We start from the raw sequence: 25,334 nt of genomic DNA, 5'->3' as shown, positions 1-25,334 counted from the left end.
TCGTTTTAAAATTAGTTTAATTTGTAAATTAATTTGTTTTCAGGTAACAACACAACCACATCTTTAAATCCGGGTAAAGTAACAATCACCTCTTCGGTTTTGCTTCTTTGATTTTCGAAACGTGAAATATCTATAATCGATTCGTCTAATGTTTCTCCTTTAGCAATATGATTGCGTTTAATATAAAATGATTCTGAATAATACCACATCTCCTTTGCATATTGCAATTTATTTGTGCTTTTCCATGCCTCAAAACCATCTCCACTTCCATGTTTCCATTTCATGTACGGTTCAAATTGTTGAATTTTTTTTGGATTCAACTTAATCTCTTCCAATTGCTGTGAAAAAGTAACTAATGAAACAATCATTAATAAACTTAGGAATAGGAATTTGCGGCTTGACTTCATTTTATTCAGTTTTAATTATAAACAAATTTACATTTAAGGTTTAAAAAAGCGTCTTTTTTTACTAAATGGGAGGGGCAATTCACTCAAAAGTTGATAATAAAAAATTGACTGAACTGGAATCTAAATCGTCTAAAATTAATCTATATTATTGTTTATCAATACTTTAAATACCTATAATGGCCAATGATGGTATAATTAAACAGCATATCCTCCAAAACATTCCCTCCGCCAATATTGTGGGCAATTAAATATCCTGTTTGATCAGCATTTTTAATATTAGTTACTATACCAATATGGGTTATTCCGGCCACGCTCGTTTTGTTTTGCAAGTTCCAGGTTACTAAATCGCCCGGCTTATAATCCTCTCTTTTATTAGTGATTTTTAATTTCGAATTTTTTCTTTCCAAAAAGCACATTAAATTAGGAACTCTTCGATGATCAATGTTTGAATCGGGTTGTTTTAGTTTCCACATTTTAGGATACAACTTAAAATTGCTAAGCATATCCTCGTGCACTTCCTTCTGTAAATCTATTCCTATTGCTCGATAGGATCGTATTATTAAATCGGTACAAACGCCGGTGTTTGAAGGCACATCTCCGCCCGGGTATGAAATTTTCACATAGGCTGGTTCATAGGTAACTTTTGTTTGAGTTTGTTTTACAGCACTATTAATTAATTGATTAACTACAGTTTCATTTTGTTTAAAAGCAAAAAGAATAAAAAGGATTAAAATACAGGAAACTTTTTTTCTCATATAAATAAAAATAATAAATAATGTTTGTTACCTAACTGTTTTAATTAAATTTGTGAATTAAGCAATTACATGAAAGGAATTATTTTAGCCGGAGGTTCCGGTACAAGATTGCATCCATTGACTTTAGCCATGAGCAAGCAAATGATGCCGATTTATGACAAACCCATGATTTACTATCCGCTTTCTGTTTTAATGATGGCAGGAATAAGAGATATATTAATTATTTCTACCCCTCATGATTTGCCAAATTTTGAACGTTTACTTGGTGACGGAAAAGATAAAGGTTGTAATTTTCAATACGCGGTACAGGAAGTTCCCAATGGATTAGCACAAGCCTTTGTTATTGGAGAAAAATTTATTGGCAAAGAAAAAGCCGCTTTAATTTTAGGAGATAATATTTTTTACGGAGTTGGATTGGGAAGAATGCTTAAACAAATTAATGATCCGGACGGTGGTGTTGTATTTGCTTATCATGTGAGTGACCCGGAAAGATATGGAGTTGTAGAATTTGATAAAGATCATAAAGTAATTTCTATTGAAGAAAAACCAAAAGTACCTAAATCCAATTATGCAGTGCCCGGTTTGTATTTTTATGATAATGATGTAATTGAAATAGCAAAAAACCTAAAACCAAGTGCCCGTGGGGAATATGAAATTACGGATGTAAATAAAGAATACTTAAAAAGAGGGAAATTAAAAGTTTCTATCATGGATCGCGGAACAGCTTGGTTAGACACAGGCACTTTCCCTTCCTTGATGCAAGCCGGACAATTTGTTCAGGTAATAGAAGAACGTCAGGGATTAAAAATTGGATGTATAGAAGAAGTAGCCTATAAAATGGGTTATATAACCAAAGAACAACTCATTAAAATTGCTGAACCCTTAACCAAAAGCGGATACGGAACCTATTTACTTGAAGTAGCAAAACATTTTTAGTTTTATTTAATAGATATCGTGTGACAAACTACAAAGCATTATCGGATCTCTTTTTGGCTCATCTTGAATCTTACAGTGAAAAGGAAAGGCGACAAAGACCTAAAGAATTATACGATCCGGAACTTTATATTTTATCTTTAGGAGGCAAACGAATTCGTCCTTTACTTGCTCTAATTGGATGCGATTTATTTGAAAAAAATCCGGCATTAGCACTTGATGCCTCATTGAGCTTGGAAGTATTTCATAATTTTTCATTGATTCACGATGATATTTTAGATAAAGCGCCGTTGCGAAGAAATCAGCAAACTGTTCATGAAAAATGGAACACCAATATTGCCATTTTAAGCGGTGATCTAATGTTAGTTAAAGCATTTGAAATTTTAACTTCTTACAAAGCCAATATACTAAAACAACTTTTCGTTAAGTTAAGCGAAACAGCTGTGCAGGTTTGCGAAGGTCAGCAAATGGACATGAACTTTGAAAGTTCAGAGGCGGTTAGTTCTAAAGAATACATTGAAATGATTACCAAAAAAACGGCTGTATTATTAGGTTGCAGTTTACAACTCGGTGCAATATGTGCTAACGCAAATAAATCATCACAAAAAAAATTATACGAATTTGGCCTTCATTTGGGAGTTGCATTTCAATTAAACGATGACTTACTTGACTTATACGGTGAAAACACCGGAAAACAAATTGGAGGAGATATACTAAGCAATAAAAAAACGTATTTAATTTTAAAGGCGCTAGAGAAAGCTAAATCCGGCCAAAGAAAGGAATTACATCATCTTTTAACCAATACGGAAATGGATTCTGCAATTAAAATTCAAAGCGCAAAAAATATTTTCGATCAATTAAATATAAAATCACTTTGCTTAGAGGAAGCAAATAAACACACCAAAAAGGCCATACAATGTTTATTAAAAGTAAAAGCATCTTCAGCGAAGCTTGAAGAACTAAAAACATTTGCACTTTCTTTACTTAACCGGGTTAACTAATGCTTTATAAAAATTACCGTCACTGTACTGATATACAAGTTAGATTTAACGACATTGATTCTTTAAAACACGTTAACAATGCCTGTTATTTGAGTTATTGCGAAATTGGTAGAGTAAATTATTTTCACGCCATTTTTAGAAATCACATCAACTGGATTGACAGAGGATTTGTATTAGCAAGAACCGAAATGGATCATTTAAATCCTATTTTTCTGCAAGATAAAGTCAAATGTTATACTCGAATCGAAAAGATAGGAACTAAAAGCATTACGGTATCAAATTGCATTGTGAAAGAAAATAAATCCGAAATTATTGAATGCGCAAATGCACTTGGAATATTAGTGGCCATGGATTACAAAAAGGAATTAAGCATTGATGTTCCGAAAGAATGGGTTGCTTTGATTAAAACATTTGAAATTGAATTGTAAATTCTATTTCACATCATTTAAATCTATAATGTATAAAAACCCGGCGTTGTAAACGTAAAACTTATTATTCATGCCGATTACATTTTCGGCTGCTTTTAGCGTTGAAAGCAATTCTAAATTTTCACTTATCAGCAAGGATTTATTTCTTTGTGAAATTATTTTTTTTCCGCCCTCTTCTGCTTTTAATTTATAAAGTTCGGTGAAATGATACACGTAATCAATTTGGTCGTTATTTAATCCATATACTTTGTCCTGATCGGTTTTAAAATATACCACATTATCATTGATAAAATTAAGTGGCACATAAAAACCTTCCTTCTCCACAAAATACTCATCTCCATTTATAAACTCTGTAAATTCTCCGTATTTTATTTTATCTATATGATATTGGTTTTTAACACCAATGTTATCTGCATATAAAATATCCGAACGTGAGGCAAAATATAATTTATTTTTGAAAATCTGCATATCAGACAATAAACCATATTGACTTAACTCCTCCAGGTAAATTAGCTGTCCGAATTGTTTACTGAACAACATTACAGATGGTTTTCCGTAGCTGATGTAATTTCCGTTTATTAATCCCAGGCCCAAATTCAACAGCAAAACATTGGATGAATAATCAACTAAAAAACTCAATGAATTGTTTTTATCTTTTAAATCGGTTTCCCATATTAATTTTCCGCTTAAATCAACCGAAATTATTTTATCTGTGGCGGCAAAATAGCTTAAGCCGTCTACCAATAAAATGTTAGAAGCCAGTTGCCTAACAATTCCCTCCGTATTACTTGTTTTTATTGGTTTGAAAAACCGATTCAATGTAATTGGGTTAAAAACTGTTTGAATTAATGGTTTTTTTGGCTTTTCTGCTGTTATCATGGGATAAGACCAATTCACACCCCTTAAAGAATTAACACCGTGCAATCCGCTTGAAGCAATACAAATCAAAGAATCATTTACACCCAGCACATCATTCCAGTAATTTTTAGATTCTAAAGGAGCAGACCATAGCACGTTACCATCATTTAAATTCAGCGCACTCAAATTAATTTCGTTGCCGGTTTTAAATAATGGATTATATGATAAGCCAATTTCGTTTGATTGATTGATGTAAATTATTTTTGATGGATACTCAAATTGTTCATAGCCATGTTTTCGATTAAAACGGCCAGTTTTACTGTTACTCGACATTAAAAGAAAGTCGCCTAGCATTTCAAAATCCAGCTTTGAATCTTCGTATACACTTTTTATAGAATCGTTTTTCTGAATACACATATGAAATCCTTTGCTGGTGTATGATTTCCCGGAAGGATCCCTCTGTCGAACACTAACCAATAATTGGTGATTTGATGTATCGGGCAAAACAGTAAAAATAGGGTAACTGAATTGAAATGATTTTGCCAATAAAGTTGATTCACTTATAGCTGATATACCAAATTCCGATTTTGTTTCTTTGAAATAATTGAAACTTTTTTGCGTGAAACAAAAAAGAAAAGTTAGTTGAAAGAAGATATAATATATTAATTTCACTTTAAACTTTAACACCAATCACCAAAACATCATCTACCTGCTCTTGATCGCCTCTCCATTCTGCCATTGTGGTTTCCAATACTTCCTTTTGATTTTTCGCATCAAGTAATGCAATTTCCGTCAATAATTTTCTGAAATTTCCGACCATGAATTTTTTACCTTTCGGACCTCCAAACTGATCAGCATAACCATCGCTAAAAATAAATATCTGATCACCTTTTTGTAACTGAATAGTATTATTCGTAAAATTTTGTTTTTCACCAATGAATGCACCAATCGGAAACTTATTGGCCTTATGTTCAATAAGATTTTTATTGCGTATAATATATAGCGGATTAAATGCTGCTGCGAATTGTAATTCTAAAGTGTCATAATTTAAGCAACACAAAGTCATGTCCATTCCATCTTTCGTTTCACCACCGGATTTATCTGCGTGTAAGGTATTAATAACTCCTTCTCTAAGCCGGTCCATAATTTCAGCCGGCTTTTTAAGATTTGAATTATTAATAATATCCTTTAATATATTATGACCAACCAAACTCATGAAGGCTCCAGGTACACCATGACCTGTGCAATCCACTGCGGCAAAATACACCAGTTTTTCTTTACGTTCTATCCAATAGAAATCACCTGAAACAATATCCTTAGGGTGATATAGTACAAAAGAGTTAGGTAGATTTTGTTCTAATACTTTGTTTGGAGGCAAAATAGCCTCTTGAATTCTTTTCGCATAATGAATACTATCCGTTACTTGCTTGTATAAAATCTCCAATTCAGCATTTTTACCTTCTATCTCTTCTTTTTGACGCACTACCTCTTCGGTTCTTTCAATAACTTTTCGCTCCAATTCTCTTTCATTCACGGCCAGGTCATCACGCATTTTTATCAATGCATAGCCTAAAGTATCATCCTTACTTAATGGCGTGTAAGTAGCATCAAAATTTCCTGAACCGGTTTCTTTGGCAAAATCGGTGGTTTGGCGCATAGATTGAACCAATTCATTTAATGCTTTACCCATCTCTCCTATTTCATCTTCACCGGTTGTAATTCTTTCTGTTGGTAAAATTCCAAGGCCCATAGAAAGTAAAACTTTTTTAAGTTTATGTACCGGGCGGGTAATTGAACGTGTAGTGAATACCGCAATTAGAATTCCACCGACAACAAGCGCAATACCTAAAATTTCAACAAATGTGTTTAAGAAATTAAATCCTTTAAACATGGAATTAGTTACACTAACTGCATTATTTTGTTTGGATATAATTAATTCATTTAAAGTTTTAAAAAGGGCTTTAATATTCAATTCAGAATCTTCGTAAGACATACGAGCCATCATGAGGATATTAGGGTCTTCGTAAGCCTCCGTTGATGTAAGCTGATCGGTAATTTCGCTTTTATAAACTTTAAATAATTTTTCTACTCTGCTAAATATTTGACGTAACTGATCTTTTTCCTGAGGTGTCCATGAAACGGAAAGTTCTTGCAGTCTATGTTTTTGTTTATAATAATCCTTATCAATTATTTTAATCAATTCATCGCGGAACTCTAAGTCATTAAAACTTTTGTTATAAAACCATTTGGAAATGTTGGTATATGACTTTTGCAATAAAAAATTCAATTGCCTTAACTCAATAACACTTGGTGTTACTTGTTCAACAACAGTTCGTGTTCTGCTTTTACTTTCTCGAATGGTTAATACGGTTGAAATAAACGCAACCATGGTAAGTAAAATAAAGATGGCGAAACCGAAACCGATTCTTCTACCTATTGTAAATCTGTATGCCATAGGAGTTAATCGAGTTTAATGTTTAGATCATTACATTTTTTCTTAAACTCTTCGGTTTTAGGAGCATCATTCAACATGCGATAGATGAAATATAAAGCTTCAACTGCTTTTTCATTTTTGGGTTCTTTTTTGTGAACCCTATCCATTAATTGTTGAGATTGTTTAGCCAGTTTAGTGATATTTTCCTGAATAATGTCCAATTGCGAAATATCAGCGCCATAATCCATCGATTTTACAAGATTAGCGCCCTGATTATAGTACATGATACTTAAATTGTAATTTGCTTTTACATTGTTCTGATCAAGTTCTAAAACTTTTAATAAGGCAGATTTAGCTATATCTTGCGCCTCCATATTTGAATTATCTTTATTAAAGATATCTGAATAAATTGCTCCTGTTGTATTGTAATACTCAACATCCGATTTTGTAAAGTTAGTATCCGGCTTGAGCATTACAGCTAACTCTTTTGATTTATTATAAGCCTCTAAACTTCTACTGTGCTTTAATGAATCCTGCAACAGTTGCGTACACATGTTGTAATAGTTAGCAACCAAATTATAGATTAACTTTTTGTTATTGGATAAAACATCTGATTCAGGTGAAAGTGAATTTGACTTTTTAATGCTACTAACAATGGTATCTCTTAAAGGGGAACGTAACGCGTAACGCTCTTTACGCTTATACAGTTCATAATATGAAAAGGCTCTGGTACTCCAGCTCAATGGCTCTTTGGCTGTTTCAGGGTGTTTTACTACGCTATCAATAAGCAATCTTGCAGCGTCGAAGTTTTTCGCCTGATAGTAATCTATCGCTTGCTGCAACTTGTTCATCTGCGCAAAACCTTTTATTCCCCACAGCATGAGCACGCCGAGAAGCAGGTTTTTAGTTATGTAGCGCAACTTGTTCATCTTTTCATTTTATTAATCAATATTTTTAGTAGCTAATGCTTTAAAATCATCATTCGTTTTTAATCCTGCCTTAACGGCGTTGTTTTTACTGTATTCAAATTTCACCTTGTTTTCTATAATCATAAAATTAATACTGGCCCCGGCCTTACAAGCATTTGTACCTTCCGCAACAAGTAAGGTTCCATTACCTTTATTTTTGGCCAAAGCGGTACTCGCCGACTTAAGTTCTTCAGGCAATAAATAAATTATACTGCAACTAATTTTTGGATCGTAGGTTGATGAATTTTTTATTTCCATATCCTGATTTCCTACTTTTTTCTTAGCCGCCAGCGATTTTAATTCTGTAATTAAATTGTCGTTTTTTCCCACCACATAAACCACAAAATCAGCCACTTTTTTCTTGTCCGGCCATTCAAAATATTTCGTGAAATTATAAATGAAAACTGCCTTTATTTTGGCATTAGTATCATAATTGGAAGGTTGCTGAAATCTGAACGAAATTAAGCAAAGTAGAACAAGTAAATATTTATGTGCGGTTTTCAGTTTTTTATACGGAATTACAAATATAACATTTGCATTTTAATGGCAAATAACTGTTTATTCGTAAATTAGGGCTAAAATTTAGCATCTGCCATCAAACTTTAAATACAAGGATTATACCGATAATGAACTCATTAACAATTTTTTGGAAAATGGTGATAATGAAGCTGTAGGCGTTTTATATGAAAAGTATGGCCATTTAGTACTGGGTTTGTGTATTAAATACCTTAAAAATAAGGATGATGCCAAAGATATGGTGATTCAGATTTTTACGGGTTTATTGGAAGATTTAAAAAAACACAAAATCCAGTTTTTCAAAAGTTGGCTTTATGTGTATTCCAAAAACCGTTGCTTGATGGAACTTCGAAACAGGCAAAGAAGTTTAAAGAAAGATCTTGAATTACAGGATAATGCACATTTAATTATGGATTTTAGCTCAGATGAACATCTCAAAGAAAAAGAGCATCAGATCACTGTAATGGAACAAGCAATTAACAAATTAAATCCTGAACAAAAAAAATGTATAGAATTGTTCTACCTAAAAAGCAAATCCTATGTGGAAATCAGCGATTTAACCGGATATACCAATAATGAAGTTAAAAGCTTTATACAAAATGGAAAACGAAATTTAAAAATAAAAATGGAAGAAATACTGAATGGAGAAAAATTTGAATAATAACGAGTTAAAAAAACTCCTTTCCAACAAAAACAGTACACAACTGGATCAATTTGATAAAGAAGCACTGGAAGGTTTTGATTTAATTGAAAATGAAACAGAGCTTTTTCAGTTAAAAAATGAATTGGATGAAGAGATGCAGAAAACTGTTTTTGCAAAAAAGAACAAATTTACCTGGAGTATAATTTGGGCTGCAGCTTCGCTTATGCTAATCTTAGGATTAAGTGTAATATTTTTATTGAATTCGACTTCCAATGAATCTAAAAAAGACTTGGCTTTATTGCAAATGGAGGAGTCTCCTATTATGGTACCCGGTGAAAAAAATGAACCGGCAACTGAATCACTATCCTTAAATGAAGAATCTTCAAAAAACAATAAACCAGTTTCCGATAATAAACAAATTAAAAAGACAGTTGCAGCAGAACAGGTAAACAAAGGCAAATCAGACAACTTTTCAGAAACAGCTAGCGAAAGCGAGGATGATATTATTGATGCCGTAGCAAAAAAAGAAAATCGAGGTGATGGAAATTCGGGCGGAAAATCTAATTCGGGTTATTTAGGATCGAAAGATGAAGCTAAGCCCAGTGGAAATTTACTTGATAAGCAAGCTGCAACAGACTCTGAAAGAGAGTCGTCTTCAGAAAAAGATCAAGATCAATTAGCCCGATCAATAGTAAACAATACAACTAAAACCAAGGAAGAGAAAGTATCCACCGGTGCTCCGGCAAAAGATGCTGAGTTAAATTTAGGCGGCGCAAAAGATAAAAGAGAGGGCGTGAGCAATGAGGAGGGTGAAAAATCAGACCGAAAGAAAAAAAGCGGATTAAAAGCTCCAAAAATCAAAAACCTTGAACAAGCAGCCAGTGAAAGCCCTGCACCTGCTGTTTCTGCTCCACAAGAACCTAAAACGGTTACGGAAAACAGAGATGAATCAAACTTAAACAATGAGGTTACTTTTAAAAGCGGAAAACCCGCCTTACATGAGTTTTTAAATAAAAAGTTGAGTGAAGAAAATGTGAATCAAAAATTTGATGCAGTTTTATTAATTAATAAAAAAGGGAAAGTGGAAAAGGCTGAAATTTACAACAAGTATGATTTATCGAAATCCGAAAAAAATAAAATAGAAAAAATTCTTGAAAAGCTTGAAAATTTTAAAATCGGGAAAAAACAAACTGAACTACAAGAGTACAAATTAGAGTACCGACCTTAACCAATCAATACCTGTTTATACATTTCGCCATAACCCGGATATAAATGATTAGCAAAAGTTCTTTCATGAAAAACAGTAGTAAAATAGCCTGAAACTTTTTTCACTTCGTCTTTTAATTTCAATAATTCTTCTTTTGCCTGATTGGCACTCTTTTTTCCATAAACAAAATAAACTCCATCCATTGCGCAAAATGGAAATAAAATTAATTCGGTTTGACATTCTTTATCAAAATCATAATAATAAAAAGGTTGAGTGCAACCTGCTCTAAAGCCTGAAGCGCTGGCAAATCCCATTGAAAAATCAATTTTAATTCCATTTTCCAATAATAATTTAGGAGTTTCTCTAATGTCAAATTTTAAATAATGTTGCCTTGTGAATTCCACACTATTTCCTAATCGATGATCAAATGATTTTTTCTCTGCAGAAAATACTTCTTCAGAATCTTTACTATAATATCCCGGATGCAAACCAATATTTGCACCGTGAGCTAAAACACGTTTAAACACCGTATCAAAAATTTTAGATTTGGGATTTACGGTTCTGTCATACTTGCCATTGTTACTAAACAGAAAGAAATAAATTAAGGGGATATTATTGCTTTTACAGAAGGAAGAAAAGCTATCGTAAATATCAAATGGATCCGGATCAATATCGTTAATTACCGCATTTCTCCTCATGATATTTACAAAATTTAATTTCAACATGTCTTTAACTCCGGCTCCGATTGTTCTTAAAAAACCTTTGTGTTTATAAGCATATAAATTATCCACATCAATAGTAGCGATGGTCTGAAATTTTCGTTGCGGAAAAACGAATGCGGGATATTTTTTTTCAATTTCATCTCTCAGTATTTGCATCCATATATCCACCACGGGTTTGTGATGAAATTTATATTGAAATAAAATACTTTCATTTATTTCAAAACGTCCGTGTTTATCCGGTGTAAATTTTTGCCACTCTTCATAACGGGAAATCATATAAAAAACAGCCGAAAAAATATCAAATCCAATTTCTGAATTATTTGTAAATAAATAAAAATTATCAGCTTTGAACTGAGCCTGGGGTTTATCGGACCTTACTGAGTTTTCCTCTAACAATCCATCCGGAAAAATAGAAATTCCATTTTCATCTGTTTCGTTTTTATACTGGATAACGGGTGAATTTATATCAATGGATGCGGGTAAAGATTTTTCAATTTGATAGGCACACTTTAGTGTTTGGCTAAAAATAAAATCACAAACATAAACCAGGCGATTAGTTTTTTTATTGGTAATTATAAAAATCTTTTGTTTGCCGGATTTTTCCGCATTAACCCTATGATAGAATTGTTCTATTGGTTTAAAATTTGTATTCACCATTTAAATAAGTGAAAAGAATTTGCTAATTGCCTTGTGACAACTTCACATAACTCAAATTCAGTTTAGGGCCTAGCGTGGCATGACCGGTACCTGCCAAAATAATTCTTTCAATGTAATTGTCTCTTCTTGCCGTATAAATCGGACTTGGATCGGCAATAACCAAATAAAAACCGTAATTCTTTTTTGTGCCACGCATGATAGCCTGAAATTGTTTGGATAAATTAAACACGATTTTATTACTAGTAAAATCATAATTTCCGTTGTACCGGGCTAAATCCGTTTCCGACGCCTGATCTAAGGCAAACAGTTCATAATTGTTTTCATCAATAGGTAATAATGAAAATTTTGGCGGATAAAAATAACTGCCTCCGGAAGATTGGAATGAAGGATCCAAATGAAACACAAGCTCAGCTCTATTCACTGAAATAGAACTTTCTTTCGCGTAATTTTGTAGTGCCGGAATGTACACTTTCAATCGAGTTCCTCCCATGCCTTTCAAAAAAAGTCCTTGTGATCCCTTTAATGTATCTTTACTTACCAATTGATCGTATAAGATATTTGAAGCAATGCTGCCCTTATCATATTTTGAAATATTATATCGCACAGCATCAATTCCCGAAAACACAAATCGATAACTGTTGTTTTTCTTAACCGCCGAAGGAGTTCCGTTTTGATAATGTAAATAAAATCCACTTAAAGCATCTTCTAAATCAAATTTGGCAATAAAACCCTGTTGATTTACCGGATTTAAATTACTTCCTGAAGTGGTAATATAAAATCCTTTATAGTACGACTGAAAAGTAGCGTTATTGGTCAAAAACTGTGGGTTTAATAAAATGGAGTTGGCATAATTGAAATCAATCGGAATCCTTGCTACCAATTTTCCTTCAAAAATTTCAAGCGTTCCTGTGTGACTAGCTAAAACTGAATTTGCATTGTATTTTACTTGACTATTGTTATAATGCACATCTGTAGTCTTGAGATTTTCTGTTAAGGGATGAACCGAGTATGTAAGTGCGTTTGTATAGGTTCCTAAAAAGTCCAAGGAGGCAACTGCTAAAATTATTTCGGCCGAAACCAATTGAGGATCGATGCCAAAACTAATATTGTTTTGATTATTTAAAATATTTGCATTTAATATAAGGCTAACGTCTGTTCTTCCAAAATGCGGATCCTGATTACTACCCAAATATTTATACCGATCATTAAAACTGATGATAGAATCATAGCCAACTGTATGGCAAAATAATTTTGAGGTATCGCTGAATACAACGTTCAATGCATCTTGAGAAGGCTGCACCTCAACACCTAAAATGCTATGGTCTTTTTTACATGCGGTAAATAAAAAGGTAAAAAAAACAAAATAAAATATGTATTGTAAATTCTTCAAATAAAGGTCTAAAGTAATCAAATTAAAATCTACTATTACACAAAAAAAATTAAAAAAAATGCCCCGGTTTTACCGAGGCATAAATTACGTTATAAGCTATTCTTAAGTTAAAACATTTTCTTCTTCCAAAATCACATCGTAAAACTCATTAAATGCATCCATGTATTCAATTTCATTTTTAAATGGCAAAAATGGTTTACCTGATTTTTTTACTAACTTTTCAATATCCGGATTCAACTTCTCAACCCCTTGAATAATACCGTCGGCTAACTCAATAGATTGCTTAATCAAATTGAAATGGCTTGACTCTTCAGAAAGGTGCTTTACATCCTTTTTATTGAAGCCGTCAAATGACAACTTCTCTATAAACTTTTTGTTTAATGTTTTTGGGAATTCATCATCATATAACGACACCACAATTTTAGTATCTGCAAATAATGGATCTTCCTGATAATACTTTTTAATATAAAGAGGCATTAAAGAAGTAAACCAACCATGGCAATGAATAATATCGGGTTGCCAACCTAATTTTTTAACTGTTTCAGCAACACCTCGAACAAAAAACATAGAACGTTCGTCATTATCATCAAATTGTTTACCCGATGTTTTATCGGCTAAAGTAGCTTTTCGGCTAAAAAACTCTTCATTATCAATGAAATAAACTTGCATACGCGCACTTGGTATACTGGCCACCTTTATTATGAGTGGATGATCTACATCATTGATTACCAAGTTCATACCAGACAAGCGAATAACTTCATGTAATTGATGTCTTCTTTCGTTAATGGATCCGTATTTGGGCATAAAAGTCCGGATTTCCTTTCCTCTTTCCTGAATTCCTTGCGGAAGCTTTCTAGAAATTTTACCGATGTAAGTTTCGTCTAAGTACGGAGTGATGTCTTGTGAGACAAAGAGAACCCTTGCTTTCTTCATAAATCTAACTTTTTTTAGGAGTATACAAAAGTAAGAAAAAAAAAGCCGAATTTCAAAGTTAAATGTACATTAGTAGGCTATAATACGTGTTAATATTCACCAAAATAAGCGATTTACGCAACTTTTTAGACCATAATGCTAATTCGGGTAAGAAAGTAGGTTTTGTGCCCACCATGGGCGCCTTACACAAAGGTCATTTGTATTTAATAGAATCTGCCTGTCAACAGTGTGAAATTGTGGTTTGCAGCATTTTTGTGAATCCTACGCAATTCAACGATCCAAAAGATTTGGAGCGATACCCTCGAACACCTGAAAGTGACATTGAATTACTTCAAACCACAAAGTGTGATGCGCTCTTTTTACCTGATGCCAACGAAATTTATCCGGTAAAAGACGAAAGACAATTTGATTTTGGTTTGTTGGATAAAGTTTTAGATGGCAAGCACCGACCAGGACATTTTAACGGGGTAGCGCAAGTGGTTAGTAAATTATTTGCCATTGTTCAACCCCATGCAGCTTTTTTCGGATTAAAAGATTTACAACAGGTTTGTATTATTAAAAAACTAGTACGAGTACTTGCACTGAATATCGAAATTGTTGCCTGCCCGACTTATCGCGAAAAAAACGGATTAGCCATGAGTTCACGAAACATGTTGTTAACAGAAGAACAACGAGAGCAGGCCGTTCAAATTTCAAAATATCTTTTCTGGGCTCAAGAATTATTCCATGAAAAAAAATCAGCCGTTGAAATTAAAAACATTATACTAAATGCTATAACAAATAATCCAAACCTGAGCTTGGATTACTTTTCCATTTGCGAACTGGAAAATCTTCAGGAAGTGAACGAATTTAATATCAATCAAAAATACGCTGCATTGATAGCCTGTACAATCGGAAAAATAAGATTAATTGATAATGTTATTTTATGAATATAGGATGTGTTTTAGATTTAGCATCCATAAACAAATGAATATCTGTTATTTCATTGCGCTCATTTCTTATTAAATTCTTATCCTCAATTATTAATTTTGATTTTCGATTGAGTTTGATTTTTGAGTTTGGCGTTAAAATTAATTTTGAATTAACCCGCAACTCTCTTTTTCTTTTTAAGACTAGCTCTCCATCCACTTTAAACGGAGTTTTGAAAACAGAATTCTTTTTAATAGTTTTTCTTTCCGAATTGGAATACACTAATGTTGTTTTCCAAATACCTCTTCCAAATGTGCCAGCATACAGCGTATTGTTTACGTAATTAATATCCAAATCAAAAATTAGAGTTAATGGAAGCGTATTTGAGTTAGCAAAGATTTTCCAAACTAATGAGTCGGCATTTAAATCTCCATAAAAAATTCCCTTATCACTAGCCAAATAAAGTACTCTACTAAACTGATCAATACACAAATCATTTATGCCCACGTTTGGTAATCCAAAACCAATTTCTCTGATTTTATATTTTAAAGAATCATTAAAATACTTCATTTCAAAAAGACGAGAGTTACTTTGGTTATTCACATCTCTGCTCACAAAATAAAATTTTCCTTTCTCCTTACCATCAAAAATCAAGGTATTAATTTCGCTCCACTGGCAAATTGCAAAACCATTGCAAACGGCTTCGTTACTAATATCAATCCAAACATTATTATTTAAATCTCTGCAATGATAAAATTTACCCGTGTTTTCAATATCACCCCAATTTGGATCTTTGAAAGCAATCAATCCTTCATTAGTTGGCCCTATAGCCATGGCCTTTATAGCACCATTTTTAATGCCACCGGTTTTATTCAACACATCGGGTATATTACTAAACTTTGTAAAATTAGTTTTACCCGCTCTTAATTCATGTAAACCTATTCTCCAACAATTAGAGTAACCTACATAAACAAATGAATCGTGCAAGCACATAGGGCGTTTACCGTCGTAACGATTATCATAAACATTTAAATAAACAGAAGATTTATTTTTTAAATTATGATAAAAAATAGAAGGCGTATTGCATTGGATAATCATTTCATTTTGTCCGGTAACCTGTGCCAAATAGCCGTCACCACATGCTCCCATTGAATTTATTTCTTCGTTTTTCCAAAAAATAAAACCACCATTATCAGCCGTGCCTCCTGCAATCACTAAAGAATCACTTTGTAAAACCGATATTCCCCAAAACTGATTTACATCCAAACCCTTTCCGTTTAAATTTTTCCATTTAAATGGTAAGCCTGTTGTATTTAAACTCACACCACCATCATTACCTAACAATAATTTATCGTTTTTTCCGCCTTCTGAACTTTGCAACAAAATTTGCGCTCTATTATCAGCATGTGTATTCACTCCATTATAATTACTGATGTGATGAAAAGTTTTTCCACCATCTAAACTTCTTGATGTTTCAGTCATACTTAAATAAAGTATGTTGGTGTCAACCTGATTGACACTCAATTCAAAATTCCAATACGCACCGGCATATACTTGATTAATGGCTTGTTTATTCAAATTGCCGCTATACTTATTTCCGTTATAATATTGCACATAAACATGTATCCAGCCCAAAGCCATATAAAATTTTCCCTTGTAAGCGGGATTTTTAATGGTGGCTACTTCTAATCGTTCAGACTTTATATTAGCCGGAGTGATATCATTTATAAGAACGCCATAATTTTCAATCGAAAATAATTTTGATTCGTATTTATTATTTGTACGCGTACATGCATAAAACTTTCCTTTTTCATATGGAGCAAATTCTATATCACATAAACTAACATCTTTGTCATTTTTCGCCAATCCAACATCTATAGTTTTATAGGTATTCCAATTATCGCTGGTTAAATAAATCAGATGGCTATCATACGCCAACATTTCATTTTCGTTTTCACTATTTACCACAAGGCCATTTAAAGCGAAGGTATTATCCTTTTCTTTTCCCGGTCCAACTTTTTTCCAGCTGATTCCTCCGTTATTCGTATATAATATACCATGTCCATAAGCTTTTGAGATTGCGCTTTTACTACAAGTTGAAATAAAAATTTCTTGTTCATGCGAATTACTTTTAATTACAATATCACTTACTCCAAACACTTGATCTAAGTATGTATCGCTGATGTTTTTCCAAACAGGCACCGAATCCAATGCATTTTCGCTTTTAAACAATCCTCCGGTAGCGCTTCCGGCAAAAACTATATTCGGAGTTACGGAATTGCACCAAACAGCAGTAATCATTCCTTTCACCTGCGATTTCATTTCATTTGGACCCACATACTCCCAATTTTTCTGCGCCCACACTATGTTCCAATAAAAACTGAAAAAGATTATTAACCTTATACTTCCCACGTTTAAATTTATCAATTAATTAGTTATTTTTGCCACTATATTTTTTTATGTCGACCAAACCAGAAGATTTTTTCAAGAACATTATTTCTCATTGTAAGGAATACGGATTTATTTTTCCAAGTAGTGAAATTTACGATGGGTTAAGTGCAGTGTATGATTACGGACAGTATGGCGCTGAACTAAAGAAAAATTTACGCGAATATTGGTGGAAGGCTATGGTGCAAATGCACGAAAATATTGTAGGCATAGATGCTGCTATATTTATGCATCCTACAACTTGGAAAGCTAGCGGACATGTGGATGCATTTAATGATCCCTTAATTGATAATAAGGATAGTAAAAAGAGATACAGAGCCGACGTGTTGATTGAAGAATACGTGGCCAAAATAGAAGATAAAATTAATAAGGAAATAGAAAAGGCCGCAAAACGATTTGAGAACTTTGACGCGGTTATGTTCAAAAGCACAAATGCCAGAGTGCTTGAATACCAAAATAAAATTGACGCAGTAAATGCAAGATTCAAAGAAGCAATGAATCAAAACAATTTGGCGGAAGTAAAACAGATTATTATTGATTGTGAAATTGCAGATCCCATTAGCGGAAGCCGAAACTGGACAGATGTGAGACAATTTAATTTAATGTTTTCAACTTCCATGGGGTCGGTTGCTGAAGAAGGAAGTACTATTTATTTAAGACCGGAAACGGCGCAGGGTATTTTTGTAAACTATTTAAACGTACAAAAATCGGGCAGAATGAAAATTCCTTTTGGAATTGCACAAACCGGTAAAGCTTTCCGAAATGAAATTGTTGCTCGTCAGTTTATTTTTAGGATGCGTGAATTTGAGCAAATGGAAATGCAGTTTTTTGTGAAGCCGGGTACCGAAATGAAATGGTATGAATATTGGAAAGAAGCCCGTTTAAAATGGCATCAAAGCTTAGAACTAGGAAATGAGAATTACAAATTTCATGATCATTTAAAATTAGCGCATTATGCCAATGCAGCATGCGATATTGAATTTCAGTTTCCTTTTGGATTCAAAGAATTGGAGGGTATACATTCAAGAACAGATTTTGATTTAAAACAGCATGAAGAATTCAGCGGCAAAAAACTGCAATATTTTGACCCCGAAGAAAATAAAAGTTATGTACCTTATGTGGTCGAAACCTCTGTAGGATTAGATCGATTATTTCTAGCAACCTTATCATCTGCTTATCAGGATGAAAAATTAGAAAATGGCGAAACAAGAACGGTATTAAACTTACCTCCTGCGCTGGCTCCAATTAAAGCTGCTATTTTTCCATTGGTTAAAAAAGATGGTTTGCCTGAATTAGCTAATAAAATTGCCGACTTATTAAAATTCGATTATCAAGTTATCATTGATGAAAAAGACACTGTTGGAAAACGATACAGAAGACAAGATGCTATTGGAACTCCATTCTGTATAACAGTAGATCATCAAAGTTTAGAAGATAATACGATAACCGTTCGCGACAGAAATACCATGAAGCAGGAAAGAATAAATATAGAAGCACTTTCAAGTTTCATGTCAGAAAAAGTTAGTTTAAAGAGTCTATTGAAGAAACTATAAGGCTCAAAGATTTGACTTGATAAGCAACGCTGTTTGTTCAAACTCTTCTTTTGTAAATTTTAATTTTGGATTGCTAAAATTACAATCATTTGTAGTATTGATTGGAATTAGATGAATGTGTGCATGTGGCACTTCCAAACCGACAACATGTAAGGAAACCCGATTGCAGGGAATACTTTTTTTAATAGCCTGTGCAATTGTATTTGTGAAATCAAACAATCCGGTATACGTTTGTTTATCCAGATCAAATAATAAATCAATTTCGGTTTTCGGAATTACCAATACATGTCCTTGCTTTAAAGGAAATGCATCTAAAAAGGCCAAGAAATTATCATTTTCTGCTATTTTGTAAGCAGGTATTTCACCACTTACAATTTTTGAAAAAATGCTAGGCATATTTATAATGTAATCTCTAATATTTCAAAAGTAATGGTACCGGCCGGTACTTTTACCTGGGCCTTATCGCCAACTTTTTTCCCTAATATTCCTTGTCCAATGGGTGAATCGATCGAAATTTTCCCTGCTTTCAAATCCGCTTCACTTTCAGCCACCAAAGTATATTTCATAGTTGCCCCATTAGCAGCATTTTTAATTTTCACTGTAGTTAATATACTTACTTTACTTAAATCAAGTTGCGATTCGTCAACTAATCTAGCATTCGCAATTACATCTTTTAATTTGCCAATACGAACTTCCAATAAACCTTGCGCTTCCCGAGCCGCATCGTACTCAGCATTTTCACTTAAGTCGCCTTTATCTCTAGCTTCGGCAACAGCTGCAGTGCATTTCTTTCTTTCTACAGTTTCCAATTCATGTAATTCGGCTTTCAATTTAGCCAAACCTTCTTCGGTGTAATATCCAATTTGTTGTGCCATTTGCTTAGGTATTAAATGCAAAGAATCTCGACATAAATCGAGACTCTAAACAAAATTAAAAAAATTTATCGAATACTTATAAATTCAATCTGAATCCAAAAGTATGAATTCCACTAAAAGGGTTAGTAGCTCTATATGAATAATCCAATCCAAAAGTAGATTTCTTCTCATTAAACGGAATTTCAAAAGTAATTCCACCGGCCGGACCCGTTAAAGCGGTTCTTCTGTTTTCAGCATCGAAAATATCTTTTTCAATATACATACCGCCTCTAAACATTAAAATATCTTTCCATGAATATTCCAATCCGAAAAGGTAGTTATCGTAAGTAAAAGAATTAGAAGTATACGTACTATTTAATGAAACTCTATGTTTTTTTGAAACACCGCTACTGTCTTTCATTAAATACAAATCATAAGAAAGTCCGATATTTACCAAAGCCGGTAGTTCAAAAGCTCCGGAACGGTTATTTACAGTTAATTCGTAATTGTTACCATAACGTACACTGGTTTGACGACTTAAACCATCACCACGATAAGTCATTTTTGGTCCCCAATTTTTAAGAGCGATTCCAATATGAATTTGTTCGTTTTTTCCGGTATGGTATTGAATTCCTGCGTCTATAGCCACACCCCTTGCCGATACATTTGGTATTTGTTCATTCAGTAATTTGATGTTTATTCCACCAAAAATATTATCAGAAAACATTTTTGCATAGGACAAACTAATATTTTGAAAAGTTGGGTTATATGTGCCTAAGCCACCTTCCGGTTGATCTTCCGTAGTAATTTCAATCTTACCGGCATTAATAGCCATTACACCAAAACCTATTGTTCCGGTTTCACCAACACCTTGCGTGATACCAAAGCTATTAATAAAAATATCAGTTCCGGAAAGCCAACTCGTTCTGTTAAACATAATCTCAGTTTTGCGAGTATACGCAGTACCGGCAATGTTTAAAAACTGAGCTTCTAACCCTCTAACTTTGGCAGAATTTGATCCCGCCATTCCAGCGTTGCGAGCAAAGGGATTAATTAATAATTGACTTGCGCCTGCCTGACCTGCACGCTCAGGATTACCTGCATTTACGTCAACCGCAGCAAAAAGCACTGCCGAAAGTCCTATGTATTTTAAATTTTTCATCTTCATCATTTCGGTTAGATTAATAATTTTGAACGTCGAGAGGTCTTATAACACCAAACCATTTTAATACTTTTTCGCCTAAATTAGGAGCGTCTATATGGAAAATGTATAAGCCGCTGGCAATGGTAATGTTATTCTGATTTTTAAGATCCCAATCCAAATAAGATATATACTTATTTTGCTTGGTTTCACCTGCAATAAAATCATCTTCCTGACCAGAGACGTCGCGTTTTAATGTTCTAACCAATGTTCCATTCATGGTGTAAATTTTAATCGTACACTTCGAAGGCAAGTTTGTGATACGAACACGATTATCAATTCTGTTTGTTTCGTAGCTTGAAGAGCCATAATAAGGATTTGGAACAATACGAATCTTATCCAACAAATTCTTAGCAACATCCACCTGACTAAACAAGGTAGCCAATTCATTGGTATTAAATGAATAAATCGGGAAGTTGTTATTTTGTGTAACTCCGGTTTTAACGTGTGAAGTTAAATTTGAAGGGGTATCAACCGAACCTAATTTATTGAAGTTATTGTAGGTTTGATTAGCGAAAGTAGCAACTCCAGAGAATCCGTAACGATAAGGTTTACTCACGTTAATTTGCATTCTTACATCTGAAGGCATATTTGCAGGATCTTTAAAGCTAACCCCTGAAGATGGCATTGGCATCGAAACCCACATAATATCTCGCTCGATAGCACTTAGAGGAGACATATAGTTTCCTGATACCGGATCACTACCTGAACCTATTGTGGATTTATCATAGAATGCATTCAAAATGGTCATCATTTTTTTGGCAGCATCATAACGGCCAACCCCATATGCTTTACCTTCCAAATTTGGTTCCCAATTGTAAATACCGGTATTGGTGAATGTAGAAGCGATGGTATTACCGGCAAAAACATAAACGAAGTGCTTGCCACCAAAAGCATACGGATATGGGAAGTTTCTTGAAGAAGTTGGATTCCACATCATATCTTGTCCGTTGTTTTCTTTTTGATAGCTATCTTCACCAAAAGCCACATTTAATCTTTCACCGGTTTCTAAATTAATAGCATAACCCGGGAACCAGCCCATACCTTTTCTTGAAATATAATTTGGAGAGTTCGGATCAGTGTCTGTAACTGTTGCAGTAGAATCATAATTTCCGTTCTTATCAACCGACCAATGATTTCTTGGAGAGAAAAAAGGAGCGTTACCTTGACTCAAATGAGATTTTTCCTGCATTTCTATTACCGGACAACGCGACCATTTGGATTTATCTTTGGTAAGCACAATTAACACCGAACTTAATTTTCTTAAATCGGTGTGTAATCTATTCGGATTTGTATTAGGTGTACCAGATAAGAAGTAGGTGTCTTTAAAATACTGATCTAATCCCCAAACACGTCCGTCAAATCCGGGACCTGCAAATACTCGCGAAGGAATATTAGGAGTCGCACCTGGATTAATCGTATAATAAGAAGCGCAAAGAGGGTATGGTGCCCACGTACCACCTAAAATATTTCCAAACTGTTTGTTAGGATCATAGAATGCTGCCGGTTTTTCATTAGCAACGTTATAAAAAGCATCAGCTCCATAGAAACTTGCATCATTTCCTTTACTATTACCGGATAAAATCCAGTTTTCAGGAGTTGTTCCATCTTGATCAGCAATGGAGTTTAACCATCCGCTTGTACCATTTACATAAGAAATTCGTGAACCTAAAAATGACGAGGTGCTTGGTCCTTCATAAGTTTCAGGTAATGATCCATGACTTGTAAAGCTATTTAATTCTTCTGCCGGATCAGCAACTTGTTTAATATTAATGGAAAATCCTAACTCAGGGAAATAAAACTCATTCCCGATTTTAATTGTTTGATACAAGGTGTCTTTATATGCCGTAGATGTGGTTGAAGTTCCAGGCACCCAACTTGGTTCATTCGGATGATATCTTTTGTTGTTTGTTACATCATAAAGTTCCCAACTTGTATTATCCACATTTAATGCCGCTAAATTTGCGCCATTACCTGTTAATCCATTTGTTGCATCAGCAACAGCAGACGGCATTGGGTTAATCCAAATTCTTGGTTCCTGAGGAGAAATAGAATAAGTTGGATCAATAGTTGGAGAATAAATTGATCTGAAATTTTTATTGATTAAACGCAAGGTGTAATTTGCAGCTTTTACATTTAATGGATCAACAACGCGAATGCTGATAGGCCCTTCACCGTTTTCGTAAGTAATTTGTTCAACGAAACCAGTTGAACTATTTACAATGGCATCTTCACTTTCTTTAGTAAGTGTTAATAAATTTCCACCATTACCTTGTCCTTCTACACGAGTAATCTTAGGTCCGAAACCATAAGCAGACATCATAGTTGTACCCTCTTTCTCTAATTCCGGATTATGCGGAATTCCAGCTGCTCTTTTTAATTTACGACCTTCCAAATATGGTTTTTTCTGTCCTAAATAATTTGCATTAGGGTCAGTAGATGGTGATACATCAGGTGCGTAAGTTAAATAGTTATTGTAGGCATAAGCTACCGCAATAAAATGATAGGTTTTATTATTTATTAAATTTCTATTTTCTGTTGTAGCAAAAGCATCCTGTGTTACTTTAAAAGTTGAAGTAATTCCATTATCATTTCCTTCAACCATAATTTTAGGAGCCACACTTCCCACATTATTATCTTGAATATAATTAACTATTCTACTAATTCCATTTTTTAAATCGCATTGGAAAATTGGAATAGCTTTTGTTACATCACCTAAATCCGTTGAAGTAACAAGAGCATCACGAACCTGATAAACAATATAACCTTCAAACTTGTAAAACTTATCCGGATTTTGAAGCGCTGTGATTGAAGATGTAGGATCTGATAAAATAGTTATATCCTCTTCCGCATAATCATTATTGTAGTATTTGTAATTATTAGAAACACCTTTTAAATTGCTTAGATAAATTATTAATTCATTATTCATTTCTTGAACAATCATATCCGGAGCTTCAGGCCCGTCCAAAATCTTGAAACAATTATCAAATAAAGCCTGAGCTTTTTGATCAGCAATTTTTAATAAACGAATAGATTCAATATTACCGCCTTTATTCGGGCTTTGTGCCCATGGCATACCAAAAGTGATGTAATTTACAGAACCGGGTTTTAAAGTAAAAGGACCAGCCGATTGTAAGAAACGGCGATCACCAGGCAAGTTACCTGAATTCTTTTCAGTCCAACCGGTATTATTTACAGGATCTCCATCGTAAACATATTGAGCAGGTGAAGTTCCGCCATATGCATTACCACCCTGGGTAAAAGGAGAACCATCTTTCCAAAAACCGGTCATGAAATTATAATAATGGATGGCGATATCCGGATTTGTAGTTTGAGGAGGGAATGCACCAATATTATTGTTATAATAAGTGAAGCGGCTCATTTGAATAGATTCACCCGGCTCATCAATAAAACCATCTTGATCATTATCAATTTTATCATTGGCATCTGCTAACGGTCCGCGGAAGAAGTCACAACCTAAAGAAGGCGGATAATCCTGATAACCATTTACACCACCATAAGTTTCATCGAATGGATCTGCATTATAAATATACCCCAATCCTAACTCAACATCACAACCCACATAATCATCTAAATAATAACCTAAGTCAGCATCATTCCAAATAGTAAAATAAGTTTTATTGATTTGGAATGATGAACGATTGAAAATTTCATAGCTGTAAAAGCTCATGTTATTAATTTCATCGTTTGTTTTAAACTGAAAAGCTTGAGCACGAACTTCCACGCCAATAGCTACACCTTCTGTTTCGGTATGAATATTTCCCTTATCATTGAATACCCAAAATAAAGTGTAATCACCATAAAGTTTTGATTTACAATAACCGTATTGATCTTTTGCCGCTTCGTTATAAACATCATAAGCGGGATAATCTCCGGAAGAAGGATCATAAAAACCATCCCCATTTACATCTGTAAAAGGAGCCAATATTCTACCTTGATTTTTACCTAAATTACCATTACCGGGCCAGATTAACATATTAGGAGTTGCAGCTGATTTACCGGCAATAAACTTATCTACCTCATCTCTTGTAATCGTAAATATCTGATCATATCTTGAACATTCAGCAGGATCGGCAGATGCGTTTGTGGTATCTAATGGTCCGGGCCAAAAGTCAACTCCTTTTTGACGATATGTCATCGCAGCCACTTTCAATTGACCACCGGCATCCAATCCTCCTAACCAAATTGAACCGGCAAAACTTGAGTTCACCGCATTTTTAGTGTCTTCCGTTTTTGGAATAATATACCGGGCATTAGAAACCAAATCCCACCACATATCACCTCCGGTATAAATAATGGTTCTAACGTTATTGTATTTTAATTCTTGTCCTGATTTAGGAGAAGCACAACTCGACATAACTTTTCCTGCCAAATTGTTGTTGGATTCTACACTTTCTTCGGTTACCGTTTTACCCGGCTTCCCACCAATCACTTTTTCTTTAGCTTGTAAAGTAGTGAGTGTAAGTGCGCTGATTAGTATTATTAATTTTCTCATA

Annotated in this window: 21 protein-coding genes; 7 read left to right on the top strand and 14 right to left on the bottom strand. The window is 33.9% G+C overall.

The features are described 5' to 3' along the window. Positions 1–11: 11 nt before the first annotated feature. The gene (locus tag IPM51_02085) at positions 12–407 is read right to left on the bottom strand and encodes a hypothetical protein (protein MBK9283090.1); all 396 of its coding nucleotides are present in this window, start codon (positions 405–407) and stop codon (positions 12–14) included. A gap of 155 nt (positions 408–562) precedes the next feature. Continuing rightward, the gene (locus tag IPM51_02080) at positions 563–1,162 is read right to left on the bottom strand and encodes a DUF1287 domain-containing protein (GenBank protein MBK9283089.1); all 600 of its coding nucleotides are present in this window, start codon (positions 1,160–1,162) and stop codon (positions 563–565) included. A gap of 69 nt (positions 1,163–1,231) precedes the next feature. On the opposite strand from IPM51_02080, the gene rfbA reads away from it, so the two are divergent. From rfbA to IPM51_02065, 3 genes are read left to right on the top strand one after another with little or no spacing between them, the layout of a single operon-like run. Then, entirely contained in the window at positions 1,232–2,098 is an 867-nt protein-coding gene (gene rfbA, locus IPM51_02075; protein MBK9283088.1) for a glucose-1-phosphate thymidylyltransferase RfbA, read from the top strand. A gap of 20 nt (positions 2,099–2,118) precedes the next feature. Beyond that, entirely contained in the window at positions 2,119–3,096 is a 978-nt protein-coding gene (locus IPM51_02070; GenBank protein MBK9283087.1) for a polyprenyl synthetase family protein, read from the top strand. Next, the gene (locus IPM51_02065; protein MBK9283086.1) at positions 3,096–3,524 is read left to right on the top strand and encodes an acyl-CoA thioesterase; all 429 of its coding nucleotides are present in this window, start codon (positions 3,096–3,098) and stop codon (positions 3,522–3,524) included. The genes IPM51_02070 and IPM51_02065 overlap by 1 nt, the downstream gene beginning before the upstream one ends. Before the next feature lie 3 nt (positions 3,525–3,527). Here IPM51_02065 and IPM51_02060 read toward each other — a convergent pair whose 3' ends face one another. Genes IPM51_02060 through IPM51_02045 form a run of 4 tightly spaced genes read right to left on the bottom strand, consistent with a single transcriptional unit; the run spans position 3,528 to position 8,312 of the window. Continuing rightward, complete coding sequence (locus tag IPM51_02060) at positions 3,528–5,054, bottom strand: hypothetical protein (protein MBK9283085.1); 1,527 nt, start codon at positions 5,052–5,054, stop codon at positions 3,528–3,530. Between the two features lies 1 nt (position 5,055). After that, positions 5,056–6,837, bottom strand: coding sequence for a SpoIIE family protein phosphatase (locus tag IPM51_02055; GenBank protein ID MBK9283084.1), 1,782 nt, complete (start codon positions 6,835–6,837; stop codon positions 5,056–5,058). A 5-nt stretch (positions 6,838–6,842) separates the two neighbouring features. Beyond that, positions 6,843–7,745: a hypothetical protein gene (locus tag IPM51_02050; GenBank protein MBK9283083.1), complete on the bottom strand. Its 903-nt coding sequence runs from the start codon at positions 7,743–7,745 to the stop codon at positions 6,843–6,845. A 12-nt stretch (positions 7,746–7,757) separates the two neighbouring features. Beyond that, positions 7,758–8,312, bottom strand: a complete 555-nt coding sequence (locus IPM51_02045) for a YfiR family protein (GenBank protein ID MBK9283082.1) — start codon at positions 8,310–8,312, stop codon at positions 7,758–7,760. A 118-nt stretch (positions 8,313–8,430) separates the two neighbouring features. Between IPM51_02045 and IPM51_02040 the strand changes: the two genes are divergently transcribed. Together IPM51_02040 and IPM51_02035 are read left to right on the top strand one after the other, a co-directional pair. Next, positions 8,431–8,961 carry a sigma-70 family RNA polymerase sigma factor gene (locus IPM51_02040; protein MBK9283081.1) on the top strand — a complete coding sequence of 177 codons (531 nt, stop codon included), beginning with the start codon at positions 8,431–8,433 and terminating at the stop codon, positions 8,959–8,961. Further along, on the top strand, positions 8,942–10,171 hold the full coding sequence (locus IPM51_02035; GenBank protein ID MBK9283080.1) for a hypothetical protein: 1,230 nt from the start codon (positions 8,942–8,944) through the stop codon (positions 10,169–10,171). The genes IPM51_02040 and IPM51_02035 overlap by 20 nt, the downstream gene beginning before the upstream one ends. Here IPM51_02035 and IPM51_02030 read toward each other — a convergent pair. The 3 genes from IPM51_02030 to IPM51_02020 all read right to left on the bottom strand — a co-directional run bounded on the left by IPM51_02030 (position 10,168) and on the right by IPM51_02020 (position 13,852). Further along, positions 10,168–11,529, bottom strand: a complete 1,362-nt coding sequence (locus tag IPM51_02030) for a polysaccharide deacetylase family protein (protein ID MBK9283079.1) — start codon at positions 11,527–11,529, stop codon at positions 10,168–10,170. The genes IPM51_02035 and IPM51_02030 overlap by 4 nt on opposite strands. A 22-nt stretch (positions 11,530–11,551) precedes the next feature. After that, complete coding sequence (locus IPM51_02025) at positions 11,552–12,919, bottom strand: DUF4270 family protein (protein ID MBK9283078.1); 1,368 nt, start codon at positions 12,917–12,919, stop codon at positions 11,552–11,554. A 102-nt stretch (positions 12,920–13,021) separates the two neighbouring features. Then, positions 13,022–13,852: a glycogen/starch synthase gene (locus IPM51_02020; GenBank protein ID MBK9283077.1), complete on the bottom strand. Its 831-nt coding sequence runs from the start codon at positions 13,850–13,852 to the stop codon at positions 13,022–13,024. A gap of 86 nt (positions 13,853–13,938) precedes the next feature. Here IPM51_02020 and IPM51_02015 point away from each other — a divergent pair, with 86 nt between their 5' ends. Then, complete coding sequence (locus tag IPM51_02015) at positions 13,939–14,781, top strand: pantoate--beta-alanine ligase (GenBank protein ID MBK9283076.1); 843 nt, start codon at positions 13,939–13,941, stop codon at positions 14,779–14,781. Here IPM51_02015 and IPM51_02010 read toward each other — a convergent pair. Beyond that, positions 14,771–17,188 carry a hypothetical protein gene (locus IPM51_02010; protein ID MBK9283075.1) on the bottom strand — a complete coding sequence of 806 codons (2,418 nt, stop codon included), beginning with the start codon at positions 17,186–17,188 and terminating at the stop codon, positions 14,771–14,773. The two genes, IPM51_02015 and IPM51_02010, sit on opposite strands and share 11 nt — an antisense overlap. A gap of 32 nt (positions 17,189–17,220) precedes the next feature. Here IPM51_02010 and IPM51_02005 point away from each other — a divergent pair, with 32 nt between their 5' ends. Then, positions 17,221–18,762, top strand: a complete 1,542-nt coding sequence (locus IPM51_02005; GenBank protein MBK9283074.1) for a glycine--tRNA ligase — start codon at positions 17,221–17,223, stop codon at positions 18,760–18,762. 3 nt (positions 18,763–18,765) lie between these two features. On the opposite strand, the gene IPM51_02000 is transcribed toward IPM51_02005, so the two are convergent. From IPM51_02000 to IPM51_01985, 4 genes are all read right to left on the bottom strand, one after another. Then, entirely contained in the window at positions 18,766–19,158 is a 393-nt protein-coding gene (locus tag IPM51_02000; GenBank protein ID MBK9283073.1) for an HIT family protein, read from the bottom strand. A gap of 2 nt (positions 19,159–19,160) precedes the next feature. Then, entirely contained in the window at positions 19,161–19,637 is a 477-nt protein-coding gene (gene greA / locus IPM51_01995) for a transcription elongation factor GreA (GenBank protein ID MBK9283072.1), read from the bottom strand. A 76-nt stretch (positions 19,638–19,713) separates the two neighbouring features. Beyond that, positions 19,714–20,778 (bottom strand): PorV/PorQ family protein, encoded by a 1,065-nt coding sequence (locus IPM51_01990; protein MBK9283071.1) that lies wholly within the window; start codon positions 20,776–20,778, stop codon positions 19,714–19,716. A 19-nt stretch (positions 20,779–20,797) separates the two neighbouring features. Further along, positions 20,798–25,333, bottom strand: coding sequence for a hypothetical protein (locus IPM51_01985; protein MBK9283070.1), 4,536 nt, complete (start codon positions 25,331–25,333; stop codon positions 20,798–20,800). Position 25,334: the final 1 nt, after the last annotated feature.

The organism is Sphingobacteriaceae bacterium (assembly GCA_016715905.1).
Classification (GTDB): domain Bacteria; phylum Bacteroidota; class Bacteroidia; order B-17B0; family Aurantibacillaceae; genus Aurantibacillus.
This window is presented reverse-complemented; position numbering and strand designations above follow the sequence as displayed.